Consider the following 18,635-nt stretch of genomic DNA (forward strand, 5'->3'; position numbering starts at 1 on the left):
ATCGTCCCCGGCGGGAGACCCGGCGACCCGCGGCGCACGGGAGAACGGCCTGTGGCATCAGGGGGTCGGGCCGACGGTGTTCGCAACGTTCGAGTCCGAGACCGACCACTTCGGGTCCCGCGCCCAGCAGACCATGCTCAACTTCCGGGTCCGCGATCTGGATGCGATGCTCGCGCAGTTGCGCGCCAGGGGAGCGGACGTGGCCGAAGAAACGCAGGACATGGAGGGTGTCGGCCGCTTCGGCTGGGTCACCGACCCCGAGGGCCATCGGATCGAGCTGTGGCAGCCCGCTTGACCCTCGTCGCGCCGTACCGCTGGTACCTGCTCGACCGGGATGGCGGGGCGGCCGGCGGCGCGGGAGGCTGGGGGTATGCGAGGGCATGGCGCGGGCCGGCTGGCAGCCACGCTGGCCGCCGTTCTGCTGGTGGCGGCGTCCACCGGTCCGGGATCTCCCGGCGCCGGAGATCCCGGACGCCCGGTGGACATCGGCGGCGGGCGGAGCCTGTACCTGCAGTGCGCGGGGTCCGGGAGCCCCACCGTGGTGCTGCTCGCGGGGCTGCACGAGGCATCCGACTCCTGGTCGCTGACCGACACCACCCCACCCGTGCCGAAGGAGCCCGCGGTGCTGCCCGGGGTGGCCGCGTTCACACGGGTGTGCACCTACGACCGACCGGGCACCCTCCGCTACACCCAGCCACCGACGCTCACCACGCGCAGTTCCCCCGTACGGGGCACCCGGCCCCTGGCCGCCATGGTCCAGGACCTGGACCGGCTGCTGTCCGCCGGGCGCGTACCCGGGCCCTACCTGCTGGTGGGGCACTCCTTCGGCGGGATGCTCGCCCTGAGGTACGCGCAGGCGCATCCGGAACACGTCCGCGGGCTGGTCCTGGTCGACGCCCTCGGGCCCGGGCTGAAGCCCGCGATGGGGGCGGACTGGGCGGCGTACGTCGACGCCCTGCGGCATCCCGGGACGCCCTTCGACGCCGACCCCGCCTTCGAGCAGGTCGACATCGACGGCGGGGTCACCGCCATCGCCGAGGGCGGCCCACTGCCGCCGGTACCGGTGGCGGCACTCAGCAAGACCGCTCCCTTCGCGGCTCCGCCCACCATGTCGAAAGACCTGCTCGCCGAGCTGGAGGCGGCCTGGCCGAAGGCGCAGCAGGCGCTGGTGGGTCTGCGGCCGCAGACCCCGCACCTGTTGGCGACCGGCAGCGACCACTACGTCCAGCTCCACGACCCGGACCTCACGATCGCGGCGATCCGCCTGGTCGCGGACCGGGGCGGCTCGCCCGGCACGTGACGTTCCCCCGCGCGCGGGCCGCCGCGCGAAGCGCGAAGTGGCATCCTGTGGGCATGACGTCCGAGGTCACGGCCGCGGCGTGGGCGGCGCGACAGGTCGCCCAGGTCCGCGATGACCCTGCCGGGCGGACGGCCTTGATGGAGCGCTGCTATTCCGGCCCGTTCGGCAAGGCGCCCCAGCACCTGCCGTTCCGCCGGGCCGCGCTGTCGTTCATGCGCTGGCAGGTACGGCGGGGCGTGCTGCGGCCGGCGTCCGGCGACCTGCCAGGCAGTCCGTGGTGGCGTGAGGTGAACGAACGCATTCTCCGGGACGGCTGCGAGGCGGTGGGGCTCAGCGGCGGACTTGCGGGGCCGCCCTCCTCGCGTACGGTCGACCACTGGCTGTCCTTCGCCGAACGCCCCACCGCCCGGGCCTGGTACCGGGCGCACAACGGGAGCGTGGTAGCCGCCTACCTCGAGAACCGCGGCCTCGCGGAGGCGGAGAACGAGAGCGAGCGGTTCTTCATGAACGTCGTCCTCTGCCGCGTGCTCTACGCCCACACCCTCGTCGCGGCGCCCCGGATCTCACTCGGGCCGCTGCGTCCGCTCGCCCCGTTCCTCGGTGATCCGAGGCTGGGCATGACCGGGATCTTCCTGCAGCTGTCGCGGGTGCTCCCCGACGAGTACCCGCTCCGCGGCACGGTGCAGTGGCACCTCGACAGGGAGATCGGGTTCGGCCGGCTCCTCGATTTCGGGGTGATCGTTCCGCGCCTGCAACAGCTCTACGAGTGGTCGGCTCACGAACTCTCCGCGCCGGGCCTGCTCGGCTGCGTCCGTGAAGGAGCCCCGATCTACGCCTGGCCGTTCGACGACCGGCACGTCTGGCAGCCTCCGCGCTCCTTCGCCCTCCGGATGGTCCACCGGACGCTCCCGCCCGCACGACTCGCCCCGCCGCCCGGTCCGTAGCCACGGCCGCGAGCCGCGGAGGACGCGCCGTACGGACGGACGTGCCGTACAAGTCGTCCCGTACGGACGTGCCGCGCAGGGCGCGCCGTTCGGGCGGACGCCCTGTCAGAACCCCTGATGGCGAAGCCCGCTCCGGTGGAGCCGCCCCCGGACGCCCGCTGTCGGTGCCACCTGTCAGTATCGCGGACAACCCGCCTCGAGGAGACCCATGGGCACCTGGGACGTCGGCCCCTTCGACAACGACACCGCGGCGGACTTCTGCGGCTCCCTCGACGAGACCCCGGAAGCCGGCCGGCCCGGCCTCGTGCGGGACGCGCTCGTCCGGGTCCTCGACGCCGGCGACCCGCTCGATCAGCACCTGGCGGTCGAGGCGGTGGCCGCCGCGGCCCTCGTCGCCGCCCAGTGCCCCGGTGGCCGTCCCCTCACCAGCGCCTACGCGCCGGACCTGCCCGTCCCGGAGCTCCCGGCCGACCTGCGGGACACCGCCGTCCGCGCCCTGGACCGGATCACGGCCCCGCCGTCGGAGCTGCGGGAGCTCTGGGAGGAGACCGACCGGTACCTCCACTGGCTGCGCAGCCTGCACCTGCTGCGCCGGGTCCTCACCTTCCCGGCAGCGCGACCGGTGGCCGACTCCTGGGCCAGGATCGACGCGTGGATGCGACGGCACTCCCCCGCCTCCTACGCCCTGCTCGCGCCCCCGGCCGATCACGCCGAGGTCGAGGCCGCGCAGGAAGCGATGGGGATACGTTTCCCCGCCGACCTGCTGGACTCACTGGCCTGCCACAACGGGATCACCGAGTGGGACAACCTGCTCCCGGGCCGACCGCCCCTGTCCGTCGCGGGGATCCTCGGCCACTGGCAGATGTGCGTCGAGATCGCCGGGGACGACCCCGACCTGACCGAGGCCTCCGAGTGGAACGACGAGCCCTGGTGGCACCCGCAGTGGATCCCCTGGGCCCAGAGCGACGGCGACTCCGACGTCATCGACATGCGCGAAGGGCCCGGCCAGGGCCGCCTGGGCAGCGCGTCGCACGGCGACACCGGCCACTTCGACGACGGCTGGCCCTGCCTCGCCACCTACCTGACCGCGGTGGCCGATGCCTTCGAGCACGGCTCCGAGGTCGACGGGGCCGTCCCCTTCCTGACCACGCAGGGCACCGTGTGGTGGGACGGATCCGGCACGACCGACCTGAACGGCGAACCCCTCACACCCGCCCCGCGATCGCACGGGCAGGCCGCCGCGCACCGCGGAGGGCGGTGAGGCCTTTCGTTCGCCGGGTCCGTGATCCTGGAGGCATGCGTGCCGCCCGTCTGATCCGTATGGCCCTGCTCATCCAGTCGAGCCCCGGCCTGACCGCCGCCGCTCTCGCCCGCGAGCTGGACGTTTCCGAGCGGACGGTGATCCGCGATGCCCAGGCCCTGCAGGAGGCCGGCATCCCCGTCCGGTCGGAGCGCGGCCGGACCGGCGGCTACCACCTGGCCCCCGGCTACCGGACCCGGCTGACCACGCTGCATCCGGCCGAGGCGGAAACCCTGTTCCTGTCCGGGCTGCCGTCGGCCCTGCGGGACCTGGGACTGTCGGACGCGGCGGACACCGCCCGGCTGAAACTGACCGCCACCCTGCTCCCGTCCGTACGCGCGGCCGCCGAGGCGTCGGTACGCCGCTTCCACCTCGACGCCCCGGCCTGGTTCCGCGAGCCCTCCGCACCCGAGCTGCTGCCGGAGCTGGCCCGCGCGGTGTGGTCGGACCGGACCGTCGAGCTGTCCTACGCCCGGCCGGGCCGGGACGGCTCGCCGCCTTCCGCGGTGTCGCGGGTGGTGGACCCGTACGGGCTCGTCCTGAAGGCCGGCACCTGGTACGTCGTGGCACGTCTCCGTACCGGGGACGGGGATGGGGATGGGGACGCCGCTGGGGAGGGGCGCGACGGCGATTGGCGCACGTACCGCGTCGACCGTGTCACGGCCCTGGCGCCCGCCCCCGGCGTCCAGGAGCCGTTCGTACGCGATGCGGCCTTCGACCTGGCCGCGCACTGGGAGGCGCGCTCGCACGACTTCGCCCGCGCGCTGTTGCGCACCACCGTCACGGTGCGGCTGACCGCGTGGGGGCTGCGCCGGCTGCCGGCCGTCGTGGACGGAGCCGCCGTCGAGGACGCGCTGGCCTCCGCGAGCGCCCCGGACTCCGCCGGTCTGGTCACCCTCGACCTGACCGCGGAGTCCGAGGAGGTCGCCTTCGACCAGCTGGCCGGGCTCGGCGCGGACGCCGAGGTGCTCGCCCCGGCCTCCCTGCGCGCCCGCTTCCGTGAGCGCGCGGCGGCCCTGGCCGCCCTCTACCGGCCGGAGCCGAAGGGCGCGGAAGGGGCGAAGGGGGCAGCCGGGGCGAAGGGTCAGCGGTAGTCCTCGGCGGAGGCTTCCCTGCCGCCGTGGATGACGTCCTCGAAGTAGGCCCAGGCGTCCGGGCGGCTGCCGTCCGCGTCCCGCACCCCGTAGGTCTTCGCGAGCTCCCCGCTGGAGGTGGACTTCCCGTTCCAGCGGGCGGCCCGGCCGGGATCGGCGGCCAGCGCGGCGACCGCGCGGGCCAGGTACTGCGGGGACTCGGCGATGGCGAAGGCCGGCTCCCGGGCGATCGCGTCGCGCCAGTTCTCCTCGCTCACCCCGAAGTGGGCGAGCATCTGCTCCGAGCGCAGGAAACCCGGCGAGACCGCGACCGCCGTACCCCCGTACTCCGCCAGCTCCTGGCCCAGCCCGAACGCGAGCCGGATCGGGGCGTTCTTCGCCAGGTCGTAGTACATGTTCTCGCGGTAGCGGCGGTTGGAGCGCGCCGTGCCGTCGGTGACCTCCACGTGCAGCGGCGCGTCCGAACGGATCAGCAAGGGCAGCAGCAGCGCCGCGGTGATCACGTGAGAGCGCGCGCCGAGTTCCAGGATGCGCAGGCCGTCGGCGAGGGGGGTCTCCCAGCTCTTCTTCCCGAATACGGAGCCGGCGAGGAGGTGCTCACCGCCCCACAGGTCGTTGACGAGGATGTCGAGCCGCCCCTGTTCCCGGTCGATCCGCTCGACGAGGGCGCGTACCTGGTCCTCGTCGAGGTGGTCCGTGGGCACCGCGATGCCGGTGCCGCCGGCCGCGGTGACCAACTCGGCTGTCTCCTCGATGGTTTCGCTCGTCCGGCCGACCTCGCTGGCCCGGGTACGGGTGGTGCGGCCGGTGACGTACACGGTGGCGCCGGCCCGGCCGAGCTCGACGGCCTGGGCGCGTCCGGCACCGCGGGTGGCCCCCGCCACGAGCGCGATCCGGCCGGCGAGCGGGCGCCGCGGGTGGTCGGGGCCGGCGTTCCGGATGGTGATGTCCTCGTTGCTCATGTCATCCATCGTTCACGCCAATCCCGACAGATCCTGTCACCCTTTCTCCGCACCTCGCCGATCACCCGACGCCGCGCGCCGTCGGCCGTACGCCACCCGAGGCGTGCCGATCAGCACCCATCCTGGCGGCTACCTCGCCGGCGGACCGGAGGGTCCGCGTCCCGGTCACCGTCGTCGGCGGCAAGCCGAAGTCCCTGACGGTCCATCTCGTACGACGACGGCTACACCTGGCGCAGGGCCCCGGTCGCGTCCGGCGCGGTGACGGTGAAGAACCCGCCGAAGGGCGGCCACGTGTCCCTGCGGGGCACGGTGACCGACGCCTCGGGCAGCAAGTCGGAGATCACGATCACCCGGGCCTATCTGACGGACTGATCGCCGCGGCCCGGTCGCGCACGGAGGCTCGTCGGGCTCCGTGCGCACCGGGCCCGCACTCGTGCCTCCGGGTGCGGGGCCCGTACTCCGGCCTCCGGGTGCGGGGGCCCGTACGCGGGTCCCCGCACCCGGAGGGGATCAGGCGCCCCAGCGCAGGGCGATCGTGTCGCCCACGTTGATCACCTTCTCGCGGAGCGCGCCGGCGAAGGCGGAGCCGTCGACGCTCACCTTCCAGGTGTTGCCGCCGCTGTTGGCCTTGCCGTTGACGTTAGTGATGGTGCCGGTGCCCGACGAGGGGGTGACGCCGGTGACACAGCCCGACGGGGTGGCGCCGCTGGTCGCCGCGTTCAGGACGTCGCCGAGGGTGGTGGTCGTACCGGTCGGCGTGAAGGCCACCGAGCAGACCTTGAGGTTGCCGGCGCCGTCGTCGACGGTCAGGGCGAGCTTGGTGGCGGTGCCGGCGGTCAAGGTGGACTGCGCGACCCACTGCGGGGCCCCGGGGGTGACCGGGACGGGCGGGGCCGTGGTGAATCCGCCACCGGCCACGGCGCGCAGCGCGTCGATCGACGCGTAGGCGGTCGGGGTGGTGTCGGACGGCTTGTACTTGAAGCCGCCCGCCGGGTTGTACTGGTTGGCGATCAGGAAGTCGATCGGGGTCTTGCCGTTGACGGTGAGGAAGTCACCGGTCTGCGGGTTGATGCTGCAGGCGTTGAGGCCGGCGACGCCCCAGCCGTTGGAGCTGGTGTTGACCCCGTACAGGGAGTTGAAGGCACCGGAGTTGGCGACGAGCTTGCCCTTGAGGAAGTTCTTGGCCTGGACGACGTCGGTGTCGGTGTTGGGGACGCCGGAGACGCAGAGGGCGGCCATCGCGGCGCCGGTCATGTCGACGTCGCTCGCGGAGTTGAGGACGGTGGGGTTGCCCTCGGCCTTCTGGTAGGTCCAGCCGCCGTCGACGTGCTGGTTGGCCCGGATGCGCGTGACCATCGAGTCGGTGAGTGCCTGCGGAACACGGGCGCCGCCGGCCTGGGTCTTCGCGCCGCCCAGGGAGAGGGCCGCGAAGACGGTGCCGTTGAAGTTGCCGGACGGCCCGAAGTAGCCCGCCTCGGCGGTCTGCCAGTACGAGTAGACGTGCGCGATGAGGTTGCGGGAGGCCGACACGCGGGCCGGGTCGATGCCCGCGGCGTACGCGTTCAGGGTGCCGCGCTCGTAGTCGGTGACCACCGGTGCGCCGGAGGGCCAGCCCGCGGTGGACAGAAGGTTGCGGTAGACGGTCCGGGCGTTCTTCGTGGTGTCCCCGCCGGGGGCGACGTCGACGACCGCGGTGCCGGCGGCGGCGAAGGTGCTGAACGCCCACTCGTTGGACAGGCCGGAGCCGGCGTACGAACCGTCGGCCGCCTGGAGGGACTTGAGGTAGGCGACGCCGTTGGTCTTCGACGTGGCGATCTGCGCCGGCGACGAGGTCGCGAAGGCGGGCAGCGCGGTGAGGGCGAGGGCGCCGAGGGCGGCGGGCACCGCGAGCGCGAGGCGGCGGGGCGTGCGGGGACGGGGCGTGCGGGGACGGGACATGGCCTGCTCCTGGAATCGGCGGACGCCGGCCACTGCCTGGACACGCCGCAAGGAGCCCGCTCACGGTGGCGGGGCAGGGGCATGGCCGGAGAGCCGCCGTCCGGAACGCGTGGTACGGCTTCTGTGGTGCATCGCCGGATGGGCATTCGGGCTCGGAAACGGCCCCCGCCGTCCCACACCGCTGCGCGTCAGCTCCGGCATCGCACCGGATTCCCCCACGTGGCAGCCCAGGACGCTACCCGAGTGATCAAGGGACCGCCAGCCACCGGATCCGTGACGCGGACCGCCTCCGCCCGGGGCTGGTCCGCTGAGACTCAGGCCACCTTGACGCGTCGTCGGGATCCGTGTTGCACTCCGCCTGATAACTGCTCAGCACCAGGGGAAGCCGGTCGAATTCCGGCGCTGTCCCGCAACCGTAGGCCCGGTTCTTCCCGGGCGAGCCGGAATGCCTGGTGTTGGGCCACAGTACGAAGAGCGCCGTCGCGGATTGCGGTGTGGTCGTCGCAGCCTCTCCATGGCCTCAGGCCGTGCAGGGGCGCATCGCCACGTACGCAGCCGCCCGGCAGAGACGAGGGCTGCGGTGGGGACCGAACAGCAGGCAAAACGGCAATCGGGGACGAGACGGCGGCTCCTCTCCCTCGTGACCGCGACCTTCCTGACGCTCGGTGCGGGAGTGGCCCTCCTCACGGTTCCCTCGTCCGCCAACGCCGACCCGATCGAGCAGTGCACGGCCACCACCGGCGCCGTCGTCGCCGTCGACTTCGGACCCTTCGGCGGCAAGGTCGAGCGCGGCTGCGACACCACGCCGACGACCGGTTACGAGCTGCTGCACACCGGCGGCTTCACGACCGAGGGCACCGTCCACGACGGCCCGGCCTTCATCTGCCGCATGGGCAACGGCTCCTTCAACTCCGGTACGCAGTACCCCACTCCGGACAAGGAGGACTGCGTCCTCACCCCGCAGGCCACCGCGTACTGGTCGTACTGGATCGCCTCGCCCGGTCAGAAGAACTGGACCTACAGCCCGCTCGGTGCCATGTCGCGCACCCCGAAGCCCGGTGACGTGGACGCCTGGGTGTTCGGCGGCACCGACATCGGCGGCACTTCGGGCAAGCCCACCTTCTCCCCCGACGACGTGCGCGCGGGCGGCGGCGCCCCCTCACCGGACCCGACCGGGCCGACCGTGCCGCCGACCGTTCCGCCGGGCGCGGTCGACGTGGCCGCCGCCACCCGCTGGCTCACCGGGAAGCTGACGGACGGGGAGCGCGTCGTCGACGAGGGCTCCACCACTCCGAACCACTTCCTCACCAGCGAGGTCGTATTCGCCCTGGCCGCCACCGACAGGGAGAGCCCGGCGGCCCGGAAGGCCGCCGACTTCCTCGCCACGCCCGAGCAGACGGACGCGTACGCCTACCCGGCCGGCAAGGACGGGATCCCCGACGCCGGCGCCGCCGCGCGCCTCGCGCTCGTCGCCGAGGCCACCGGCAAGGACCCCCGTGCCTTCGGCGGCCACGACCTGCTCGGCGACCTCGTCAAGTACGTCTGCCCCAGGGACATCGGTGACGGTGAGACCGTCGAAGGCTGTCTGACCAGGGGGGACTTCCGGACCACCGGCCAGGCCGACGCCCAGGCCATGGCCGTCATCGCCCTCCTCAACGGTGGCGTGACGCCTCCCGCCGACGCCGTGAACCGGCTGAATGGCCTGCAGTGCGAGGACGGCGGCTTCACCGGCATCCTCATCCGCGCCGGCGAATGGTGCGACAGCGACGCGAGCTCCACGGGCCTGATCGCCCTGGCCCTCAAGCGGGCCGGCGGCCACGACGCGGCCGTCGAAAGGGCGCGGGCCCAGCTCAAGAAGTCCCAACTGGCGAGCGGCGCCTGGCCCTCCGCCTCCTTCATGACCACCGGCAGCCCGGCTTCCACCGGTTGGGCCGCCCAGGCCCTGCGCGCCCTCGGCGACGCCGGCCACGCGGACGCGGGCCTCTCGTGGCTCTCCAAGCACCAGTTCCCCGAGGGCGGTTTCGGCTTCGAGGCGGACGACACCGCATCGCGCGTGTTCGCCACCGTCCCCGTCGCCGTCGCGGGTGCCAAGAGCGACCTGGTGGCCCTGACGGGCAAGAAGGCCGACCCGACGCCGACGCCGACCGAGCCCAAGCCGACGCCCACGGATCCCAAGCCCACACCGACCGAGCCCAAGCCGACGCCCACCGAACCGAAGCCCACACCGACTGAACCGAAGCCCACGCCCACCGCCCCCAAGCCGACGGTCCCGCCGGGCGACGGACCGGACATCAAGAAGGGCGTGGCGTACCTCACCGCCCCCAAGCAGCTGATCCAGGGCCGCTACTACGAGAGCGAGCCCGGTGGGGGCCGTGCCGACTACGGCATGACCATCGACGGCGCCTACGCCCTCGCGGCCACCGGCGGTGACAACGCGACGCTGCGCAACATCGTCGACTTCTTCGACAAGGGCGGCAAGGACGCCCAGAACCGCGGCATCCACGACTGGACCCTCGTCGGCACGAAGTACGCGTCCGGCGGCTCCATCGGCAAGGCCGCCGTGCTCGCCGAGGCCGTGGGCCGCGACCCCCGCAACTTCGGCGGCCAGGACCTGATCTCCGCGCTCGCCAAGATCACCTGCCAGGCCAAGACCTCGACCCGCCAGGAGTGTGCGTCCAAGGGCAACTACGCCTACGCCACCTCCGTCTTCAAGCAGTCGCTCGGCGTCATCGCCCAGGTCCGCGCCGGCGAGACGGCCGCCGCGGCCGAGCCGATCGCGTACCTCAAGAGCCTCCAGGACCCCTCCGGCGGCTGGGTCAGCCTGATCGGCGAGCCCAGCACCACCGAGGTCGACTCCACCGCCATGGCCGCCATGACCGTGGACCTGCTGCCCGACGCCGACTCGCAGCGTGCCGTGGACCAGGCGCTGGCCTGGCTCGCGGCGCAGCAGAAGGCAGACGGCGGTTTCGAAGGCGCCTCCGGGAACTCCGTCAACTCCGCCGCCCTCGCCATCCAAGGGCTCTCGCTGGACGCGGCCAAGTACAGCGCCCAGATCGCCAAGGCCCGCACGTTCCTCGCGAGCCAGCAGAACGCCGACGGCGGCTTCAACGTCGCCAAGGGCAGCCAGCCCGGTTCCGACGTCCGGGCCTCCACCCAGGCCATCAGCGGCACCACCGGCGTCTCCTTCGGCACCCTCACCCGCAGCCTGGACGGCACCACCCCGCAGCCCGTCCCCAGCTCCACGGCCACCTCGGGCGGCACCGGTGGTACGAGTGGCAGCGGTGGTACGGGTGGTACGCCGGTCATCGTGACGCCCGGCGAGACCACGGGCGGCGCGGGCAGCGGCGTCGCCGTCGCGCAGGGCGGTCCGGGCGGTCCGGGCGGTCCGGGCGGTCCGGGCGGTCCGGGCGGTCCGGGCGGCAACCTCGCCTCCACCGGCGTCCAGGTCGGTGTGCTGGCGGGTACCGCAGCCGCGCTGACGCTGGCCGGCTGGCGCCTCGTCGTCATGGCGCGCGCACGCCGCAACCCCGCGGAGGCGGACCGATGAACTCCCGCTTCATGCGCGCCCTCGCCCGCGCAACGTCCGTGCTCGGACTGACGGTTGCGGCGTTCGCCGCCACCGCCGGCCCGGCCGGGGCCGCCCCGCAGCCGATGGGCCAGTGCACGACCTCGTCCGGTGTCGTCCTCGCGGTGGACTTCAGCCACTGGGGCGGGCCCGTCTACCGCTCCTGCGGCACCGCGCCCACCACCGGCTACGAACTCCTGAACCAGGGCGGCTGGGCGACCACCGGCACCGGCCACGACGGCCCCGCCTTCATCTGCCGGATCGGCTACAGCGGCCACCAGGGCGGCAAGCAGTACCCGACCCCGCAGCAGGACGACTGCGTCCTCACCCCGCCCGCCTCCGCCTACTGGTCGTACTGGCACGCGAACCCCGGCCAGAACACCTGGGAGTACAGCCAGCTCGGCGCCATGCTCTACAAGCCGAAGCCCGGCAGCGTCGACCTGTGGATCTTCGGCGGCACGAACATCGAGGGCACCGAGGGCAAACCCACGGTCACCCCCGACCAGTTGCGCGCCAAGAACACCAGGCCGACCGGCGGGCCCGCGCCCAAGGACACCCGCACGGCCGCTCCCCTCCCCCCGAGCGTCAACACGGGCCCCAAACCGGAGAACCCGCCGCCGCCGACCACGGCGCCCGGCCCCACGGCTTCGGAAAGCCCCTCGGCCTCGGCGAGCCCCTCCGAGAGCGTCTCGCCCACGCCCTCCGCGCCACCTTCGTCCAGTGCCCCCGCCGAGGCCGCGCCCGCACCCGGCCCCGCGGTCGTCGACGCGGCGCCCGCCGCCGACACCCAGCACGACGCGGGCTCGTACCTGCCCGCCGTCGCCACCGGAGCGCTGGTGCTGCTGATCGGCGCCGCCGCCGTGTTCGCGGCCAAGCGCCGCCGTCGTGCGGAGTAGCCGCGTGTCACGCACCATCACGGCCGCGGCCAAGCCGCCCGCGTCCGGCCTCGCGCCGGATGCGGGCGGCCGCCGTCTGCCCCGCACCGTGCATCCCGTCGCGTGGTGGATCTGGGCCCTGGCCCTGGCCACGGCGGTGAGCCGCACCAACAACCCGCTGCTGCTGTTCCTCGTCCTCGCGGTCCTCGGCTACGTGATCACCATGCGCCGTACCGAGGCCCCCTGGGCGCGGGGCTTCAAGTACTACCTCTACCTCGCGCTCACCGTCGTCGCGATCCGCGTCGTCTTCCGCGCCGTCTTCGCCACGGGCATCACGCCCCGCGACCACTTCCTCTTCTCCCTCCCCCACATCCCCACCCCCGACTGGTACGCGGGCATCCAGCTCGGCGGGCCGGTGTCGCTGGAAGCGCTGCTCTCGGCCGCGACCGACGGGCTGCGCCTGGCCTGCATGCTGTGCTGCATCGGCGCCGCCAACACCCTCGCCAACCCCAAACGGGCCCTGCGCGTCCTGCCCGGCGCCCTCTACGAACTCGGGGTCGCCGTCACCGTGTCCATCAGCGTCGCACCCCAGCTGGTGCAGAGCGTCCAGCGCGTCCACCGGGCCAAGCGGCTGCGGGCCGGCCGCGCCAAGGGGCTCCGGGCCCTGCGCGGCATCATCGTCCCCGTCCTCGAAGACGCCCTGGAGCGGTCCCTGCGGCTGGCCGCTGCCATGGACTCCCGCGGCTACGGCCGCGCCGGCACGGCCACCCGCCGCTCCCGCCGTCTGACGGGCGCCCTGATGCTGCTCGGCATGTGCGGCCTGTGCGCCGGGGCGTACGGCCTCCTCGACGCCACCGCGCCGAAGCTGCTCGGGCTCCCCGCCATGGGCGCGGGCGCCCTGCTGTGCTTCGCCGGACTCCGCCTCGGCGGCCGCCGCATCACCCGCACCACCTACCGGCCCGACCCCTGGCGGGCCGCGGAGTGGGCCGTCGCGGGCTGCGGCGTCCTGTCCGCGGTACTCCTCTTCAGCAACGCCGGCTTCAACGCCGCCGAGCTCAACCCGTCCATCTACCCGCTCAGCTGGCCCGCGCTGCCGCTGGTACCCGCCGCGGCGATCCTCCTCGCCGGGACCGCCGGCTTCCTGGCACCGCCCCCGGCCGCCCCCGCCCGACCGGCCGCTCCCGCCCGATCGACCGCCCCCGTACAGCGCACCGAGGAACCCAAGTGATCCACTTCGACCAGGTCACCGTCCAGTACGAGGACACGGCCGAACCCGTGCTGCGCGACGTGGACCTGACCGTCGAGGAGGGCGAACTCTGCCTCGTCGTCGGCCACACCGGCGTCGGCAAGTCCACCCTGCTCGGCGCCGTCAACGGGCTCGTCCCGCACTTCACCGGCGGCACTCTCTACGGGCGCGTCCTCGTCGACGGCCGCGACACCGCCGACCACCCGCCGCGCGAACTCGCGGATGTGGTCGGCGTCGTGGGACAGGACCCGCTCGACGGTTTCGTCACCGACACCGTCGAGGAGGAACTCGCCTACGCCATGGAACAGTTGGCGGTCCCCCCGGCCACCATGCGCAAACGCGTCGAGGAGACCCTCGACCTCCTCGGCCTCGCCGACCTCCGCCACCGCGCCCTGCACGAGCTCTCCGGCGGGCAGCAACAGCGTGTCGCCATCGGCTCGGTCCTCACCGCCCACCCCCGGATCCTGGTCCTCGACGAGCCCACCTCGGCCCTGGACCCGACCGCGGCGGAGGAGGTGCTCGCCGCCGTCACCCGGCTCGTGCACGACCTGGGCGTCACCGTCCTGCTCGCCGAACACCGTCTGGAACGCGTGGTCCAGTACGCCGACCGCGTCATCCACCTCCCCGGCGACGGCCGCGTCGTCTCCGGTACGCCCGCCGAGATCTTCCGTACGTCCTCCATCGCCCCGCCCATCGTGGAGCTCGGCCGCGCCGCGGGCTGGAACCCGCTCCCCCTCTCGATCCGCGACGCCCGCCGGGCCGCGGCACCGCTGCGCACCCGGCTGGCCGGCGCCGCTCCCCCGCCGGTACGGCCCGCTCCCGCCGCGGACGGCACGGAGCTGCTCACCGCGCGCGGCGTCACCGTCGCCTACCACGGCGTGCCGGCCGTACGGGAGGTCGATCTGACCCTGCACGGAGGCGAGGTCACCGCGCTCATGGGCCGCAACGGCTCCGGCAAGTCCTCCCTCCTGTGGGCCCTCCAGGGGTCCGGTCCCCGCAAGGCCGGCTCCGTGGCCGTCGGTGCTCCCGACGGCCCGAAACCGCGGGATCCGCAGAAGCTCTCCGCCGCGGACGCGCGGCAGTTGGTCGGCCTGGTCCCGCAGACCCCAACCGACCTCCTCTACCTGGAGTCGGTCAAGCAGGAACTCGACCAGGCAGACGCCGAGTCCGGGGTGTCGGCGGACGGGATCCGGGCCCGCACGATCCTGGACCGACTGGCTCCCGGCATCCCCGACACCACCCACCCCCGCGACCTGTCGGAGGGCCAGAAGCTCGCCCTCGTCCTCGCGATCCAGCTGACCGCCGCCCCCCGGGTGCTGCTGCTGGACGAGCCCACCCGCGGACTCGACTACCGCGCCAAGGGCGAACTGATCCGCATCGTCGACGACCTGGCCGCCGAGGGGCGCGCCGTGGTGATCTCCACGCACGACGTGGAGTTCGTCGCCCGGGCCGCCGACCGCGTCGTGGTCATGGCCGAGGGTGACGTCGTCGCCGACGGCCCGACCACCGAGGTCATCGTCGCCTCCCCCGTCTTCGCCCCGCAGACCGCGAAGATCCTGGCCCCGCTGCCCTTCCTCACCGTGGACCAGCTGGCCGCCGTACTCCCCGCCGACGGAACGGACCCGGACGCGTGAGCACGTACACCGCGGCCATCCGCATCCGCGCCCGGGCCGGGATCGTCATCGGCATGGCGGCCTTCCTCGGGGTCGTCGCGTTCTTTTGGCCGTTCCTCGTCGCCCCGGGCAAGTTCGGCTCGAACTACGCGCCGCCCCTGATCTTCGGTGTCCTGCTCGTCATCGTGCTGTGCGTGGTGATCTCCGAGATCGCCGAGGGCGGCATCAACTCCAAGGCCCTGGCGATGCTGGGTGTCCTGTCGGCCGTCAACGCCGCCATCCGCCCGCTGGGCGCGGGGACCGCCGGCATCGAGACGGTGTTCTTCATCCTCGTCCTGGCCGGCCGCGTCTACGGCCCCGGCTTCGGCTTCACCCTGGGCTGCACCTCGCTCTTCGCCTCCGCCCTCATCACGGGCGGCGTCGGGCCCTGGATGCCGTACCAGATGTTCGGCTGCGCCTTCGTCGGCATGCTGGCCGGCTTCCTGCCGAAGGCCACGGGGCGCCGGGAGGTCGCCCTGCTCGCCGTCTACGGCTCCGTGTCCGGCTACCTCTTCGGTTTCCTCCTCAACCTCTCCTTCTGGCCCTTCTCCCTCGACCCGAACAGCTCCATCGCCTACCTCCCCGGTCTTCCCTTCACCGAGCAGTTCCAGCGCTACCTCGCCTTCGACCTGGCCACCTCCCTCGGCTGGGACACCGGCCGGGCCGTCACCAACTTCGTCTGCATCTGCCTGGCCGGCCCGGCCGTCCTGACCGTCTTCCGCCGCGCCGCCCGCAAGGCCCGCTTCCACGCCCCCATCCGCTTCGCACCCCGTACGGTCACGGCCCCTCCCTGGCGGGCCGGGCGAGCGGGCGAGCGGGCCGGGGATGACGGCTACCCGTCTGCCGAGGCTGCCGCCGGTAGTCGCTGGTCACGGAGGCGAACATGACCGCCCGGGTGTCACCGGCGGCCCGCAGCAGTGCGGCGTGGGACATGGCCACGACGAAGGGGGCCAGGCTCAGCAGTGCCAGTGGTGTCGCGGCCGAGGGGCAGGTTGAGGGCGGTGTACATCGAGACCCGCGTGGCTCCGATGCCGGCGCACGCCCTGGAGGGTGAACGAGACGGCGGCGAAGGCAACGGCGAAGGCCATCACCCGCAGGGAGGCGGCGCCCGGCCCGATCAGGTCGTCCGGGGCGCCCAGCAGCGACAGGACCGGGCCGGCCGTGGCGCACGCGTGCATTCCGCGCCGTGCACGGCGACGGTCCCGGCGAGGCCAGGCGGTCCGGTGCGAGTCTGCAGTCCCCGCCACGGCTGTCCTTCCGCCTCACCGTCGAAGGGAGCAGCAGCATGCGGTACCGGGTCGTGGAGAAGGATGAGTTCCGTGTGGTCGGCAGGAAGGTGCGCGTCCCCCTCGTGCACGAGGGAATGAACCCTGCCCTCGCCGACTTCATCCGGGGCATCGGGCAGGAGACGCTGCAGCGCATGCAGAGTCTGTCCGACCAGGAGCCGCAGGGGATCGTAGGGGTGAGGGACAACCTCGACCCGAGTCGGGGATGCCGGCTCCCCACAGGGAACGGTCGCCCGGTGAACCTCCCGTACCGGGCCTGCGTCTTCTCTCTCGATCGTCACTACACGCACAGGAGAAGAGACCGTTGACCGACAAGGAAGTTGAGCAGACCGACGAGCGGGGTTACGGCCCGGGGCCCTGGTGGGCGGAACTCGGTGCGTGGGGGGCTGTCGGACTGATCGTCGTCGGGGTTGTCTCGGCCCTGTGGGTCTTCCTCCGGCTGCCCGGCACCCCGGAGAACCTGGCGACCGGCTACTACCAGGCCGCCAAGGTCCTCGCCATCGGCCTGGTACTCGCAGGAAGCGCCCTGCTGGGCCGCCGCCGTCCGGTTGCTGCCCGGGGAGCAACGTCAGACGGCGCGGCTTCCTGAATCCCGCATAGTCTCATCCATCCGGGGGGCAGGGACCCGGCAGGCAGGGACCGGCCGGGGCCGGTCGGGCGGCGTCCGGCGGCTGCGACCGTCAGGAGGCCGGGGGCGGGGGCGGGGCTCCCGGGTCCTTGCGGTCGCGGTCGTCCTTCTTCCCCCCGGGTGCCTCGTCCTGCGCCGGGCCGATGCGGAACTCGAAGCCGCCCGCGTACTTCTCGTGGCCCGCGATCACGGCGTCCTCCAGCGCCTCCTCGGCGAGTTCGCCGCGTACGATCAGCGGGTCCTGGCGGAGGTCCCGCAGAGGGCCCAGCACATGCCGATCATCACCAGGACGAACGGTGCCGCGACGAGGATCGTCAAGTGCTGCAGGCCCGCGAGGGCGTCGCCCTTGCCCTCGCCGACGAGCAGCATCACGGCCGCCACGCTCCCGGTCACCACGCCCCAGAAGATGACGATGAACCGGGCGGGTTCGAAGGTGCCCTTCTGGGAGAGGGTGCCCATCACGATCGACGCGGCGTCGGCGCCGGAGACGAAGAAGATGCCGACCAGAACCATCACGAGCAGGCTCATCACGCCGGCGATCGGGAACTCCTGGAGCACACCGAAGAGCTGCGCCTCGGGCGTGGTCGCTTCGCCGAGTTTCCCCTGCTCCTTCAGGCGCATGGCCGTACCGCCGAAGACGGCGAACCAGACGAGACTCACGGTGCTGGGCACCAGGATGACGCCGCCGACGAACTGACGGATCGTACGGCCCCGGCTGATGCGGGCGATGAACATGCCGACGAACGGCGTCCAGGAGATCCACCAGGCCCAGTAGAAGACCGTCCAGCTGCTCAGCCAGTCGGCGACGTCACCGCCGCCCGTGGACGCCTCGGTGCGGCCGATCAGCTGGGGCAGCTCGCCGAAGTAGGCGGCGAGGGACGTCGGGATCAGGTCGAGGACCAGGACGGTGGGGCCGACGACGAACACGAAGGCCGCGAGGATGACGGCCAGCACCATGTTGATGTTGGAGAGCCACTGGATGCCCTTGTCCACGCCGGAGACGGCGGAGAAGATGAAGCAGACGGTCAGTACGCCGATGATGGCGACGAGCAGCCCCGTCCCGGCCTTGCTCAGCCAGCCCACCTCGTGCAGGCCGCTGCCGATCTGGAGCGCGCCGAGCCCCAGGGACGTGGCGGAGCCGAACAGCGTGGCGAAGATCGCCAGGATGTCGATCACCCGGCCGGCTGCGCCCTCGGCGCGCTTCTTCCCGAGGAGCGGGATGAAGACGGCGCTGATCGTCTGCCGCCTGCGGCGCCGGAAGGTGCTGTACGCGATGGCCAGCCCGACGACCGCGTAGATGGCCCACGGGTGCAGCGTCCAGTGGAAGAGCGTGGTGGCGAGCGCCGTCTGCATGGCCTCCGCCGAGTCGGCGGGGTCGGTGCCAGGCGGCGGAGAGGTGTAGTGCGCGAGGGGTTCGCTGACGCCGCAGAACATCAGGCCGATGCCCATGCCGGCGCTGAACATCATGGCGACCCAGGAGACGGTGCTGAACTCCGGCTTCTCGTGCTCCTGGCCGAGCTCGATCCGTCCGTACCGGCTGATGGCGAGCCAGAGCGCGAAGACGACGAACCCCGAGGCGGCCAGGACGAAGGCCCAGCCGCCGTTGTGCATCAGGCCGCTCAACAGGGTGTCGGAGACGCGCTCCAGCGCGCTGGTGGCCGTGACGCCCCAGATCACAAAGCCCAAGGTCAGCACGGCCGTCACGCCGAAGACCACCCGGTCGGTGACGGGCGCCTTGTCCTCGTGCGGGTGGCGGCCGGGCAGGGCCGCACTCACGGGCAGCCGCAGCCTCTGCCCCGGTTTACGTTGCTCCTGAGACACAGGCGGCGCCTTCCGCGATCATTG

Annotated in this window: 12 protein-coding genes, 3 pseudogenes and 2 riboswitches; of the genes and pseudogenes, 12 read left to right on the forward strand and 3 right to left on the reverse strand. The window is 72.9% G+C overall.

The window, feature by feature from the left end; genetic code table 11:
* Positions 1–34: 34 nt before the first annotated feature.
* From OG534_RS01565 to OG534_RS01585, 5 genes and pseudogenes are all read left to right on the forward strand, one after another.
* Positions 35–295, forward strand: a pseudogene (locus OG534_RS01565) (VOC family protein); the annotation flags it as partial.
* A gap of 75 nt (positions 296–370) precedes the next feature.
* Positions 371–1,300, forward strand: a complete 930-nt coding sequence (locus tag OG534_RS01570) for an alpha/beta fold hydrolase (RefSeq protein WP_326586246.1) — start codon at positions 371–373, stop codon at positions 1,298–1,300.
* Between the two features lie 53 nt (positions 1,301–1,353).
* Complete coding sequence (locus tag OG534_RS01575) at positions 1,354–2,244, forward strand: hypothetical protein (RefSeq protein WP_326586247.1); 891 nt, start codon at positions 1,354–1,356, stop codon at positions 2,242–2,244.
* A gap of 208 nt (positions 2,245–2,452) precedes the next feature.
* A complete protein-coding gene (locus OG534_RS01580) occupies positions 2,453–3,505 on the forward strand; it encodes a DUF4259 domain-containing protein (RefSeq protein ID WP_326586248.1) in 1,053 nt (350 codons plus the stop codon).
* A 35-nt stretch (positions 3,506–3,540) separates the two neighbouring features.
* Entirely contained in the window at positions 3,541–4,638 is a 1,098-nt protein-coding gene (locus OG534_RS01585) for a helix-turn-helix transcriptional regulator (protein ID WP_326586249.1), read from the forward strand.
* Here the strand turns inward: OG534_RS01585 and OG534_RS01590 are convergent.
* Both OG534_RS01590 and OG534_RS01595 read right to left on the reverse strand, forming a co-directional pair.
* Positions 4,629–5,600 (reverse strand): SDR family oxidoreductase, encoded by a 972-nt coding sequence (locus OG534_RS01590; protein ID WP_326586250.1) that lies wholly within the window; start codon positions 5,598–5,600, stop codon positions 4,629–4,631. The genes OG534_RS01585 and OG534_RS01590 overlap by 10 nt on opposite strands.
* A 510-nt stretch (positions 5,601–6,110) precedes the next feature.
* Positions 6,111–7,538, reverse strand: coding sequence for a hypothetical protein (locus OG534_RS01595; RefSeq protein WP_326586251.1), 1,428 nt, complete (start codon positions 7,536–7,538; stop codon positions 6,111–6,113).
* 120 nt (positions 7,539–7,658) lie between these two features.
* A riboswitch (cobalamin riboswitch) is annotated at positions 7,659–7,796 on the reverse strand.
* A gap of 80 nt (positions 7,797–7,876) precedes the next feature.
* Positions 7,877–8,009: riboswitch (cobalamin riboswitch) on the forward strand.
* A gap of 109 nt (positions 8,010–8,118) precedes the next feature.
* Between OG534_RS01595 and OG534_RS01600 the strand changes: the two genes are divergently transcribed.
* From OG534_RS01600 to OG534_RS01630, 7 genes and pseudogenes are all read left to right on the forward strand, one after another.
* Positions 8,119–11,085 (forward strand): prenyltransferase/squalene oxidase repeat-containing protein, encoded by a 2,967-nt coding sequence (locus OG534_RS01600; protein WP_326586252.1) that lies wholly within the window; start codon positions 8,119–8,121, stop codon positions 11,083–11,085.
* Entirely contained in the window at positions 11,082–11,999 is a 918-nt protein-coding gene (locus tag OG534_RS01605) for a hypothetical protein (RefSeq protein WP_326586253.1), read from the forward strand. Before OG534_RS01600 ends, OG534_RS01605 begins: the two co-directional genes overlap by 4 nt.
* A 4-nt stretch (positions 12,000–12,003) precedes the next feature.
* Entirely contained in the window at positions 12,004–13,206 is a 1,203-nt protein-coding gene (locus OG534_RS01610; RefSeq protein ID WP_326586254.1) for an energy-coupling factor transporter transmembrane component T, read from the forward strand.
* Entirely contained in the window at positions 13,203–14,858 is a 1,656-nt protein-coding gene (locus OG534_RS01615) for an ABC transporter ATP-binding protein (RefSeq protein WP_326586255.1), read from the forward strand. The genes OG534_RS01610 and OG534_RS01615 overlap by 4 nt, the downstream gene beginning before the upstream one ends.
* Positions 14,859–14,911: 53 nt before the next feature.
* Positions 14,912–15,763, forward strand: a complete 852-nt coding sequence (locus OG534_RS01620) for an ECF transporter S component (protein ID WP_442807205.1) — start codon at positions 14,912–14,914, stop codon at positions 15,761–15,763.
* A gap of 284 nt (positions 15,764–16,047) precedes the next feature.
* Positions 16,048–16,365 (forward strand): annotated as a pseudogene (locus OG534_RS01625) (GyrI-like domain-containing protein); the annotation flags it as partial.
* Positions 16,366–16,466: 101 nt separating this feature from the next.
* Complete coding sequence (locus tag OG534_RS01630) at positions 16,467–16,751, forward strand: hypothetical protein (RefSeq protein WP_326586257.1); 285 nt, start codon at positions 16,467–16,469, stop codon at positions 16,749–16,751.
* A gap of 91 nt (positions 16,752–16,842) precedes the next feature.
* On the opposite strand, the pseudogene OG534_RS01635 reads toward OG534_RS01630, so the two are convergent.
* Positions 16,843–18,572 (reverse strand): annotated as a pseudogene (locus OG534_RS01635) (BCCT family transporter).
* Positions 18,573–18,635: the final 63 nt, after the last annotated feature.

The sequence above is a fragment of the Streptomyces sp. NBC_01294 genome (genome assembly GCF_035917235.1).
Classification (GTDB): Bacteria; Actinomycetota; Actinomycetes; order Streptomycetales; family Streptomycetaceae; genus Streptomyces; species Streptomyces caledonius.

What these genes read in the sequence shown, in the direction of transcription:
- OG534_RS01570 (WP_326586246.1), top strand. Translation starts at nt 371, where the DNA reads ATGCGAGGGCATGGCGCGGGCCGGCTGGCAGCCACGCTGGCCGCCGTT.
- OG534_RS01575 (WP_326586247.1), top strand. Translation starts at nt 1,354, where the DNA reads ATGACGTCCGAGGTCACGGCCGCGGCGTGGGCGGCGCGACAGGTCGCC.
- OG534_RS01580 (WP_326586248.1), top strand. Translation starts at nt 2,453, where the DNA reads ATGGGCACCTGGGACGTCGGCCCCTTCGACAACGACACCGCGGCGGAC.
- OG534_RS01585 (WP_326586249.1), top strand. Translation starts at nt 3,541, where the DNA reads ATGCGTGCCGCCCGTCTGATCCGTATGGCCCTGCTCATCCAGTCGAGC.
- OG534_RS01590 (WP_326586250.1), bottom strand. Translation starts at nt 5,600, where the DNA reads ATGAGCAACGAGGACATCACCATCCGGAACGCCGGCCCCGACCACCCG.
- OG534_RS01595 (WP_326586251.1), bottom strand. Translation starts at nt 7,538, where the DNA reads ATGTCCCGTCCCCGCACGCCCCGTCCCCGCACGCCCCGCCGCCTCGCG.
- OG534_RS01605 (WP_326586253.1), top strand. Translation starts at nt 11,082, where the DNA reads ATGAACTCCCGCTTCATGCGCGCCCTCGCCCGCGCAACGTCCGTGCTC.
- OG534_RS01620 (WP_442807205.1), top strand. Translation starts at nt 14,912, where the DNA reads ATGGCGGCCTTCCTCGGGGTCGTCGCGTTCTTTTGGCCGTTCCTCGTC.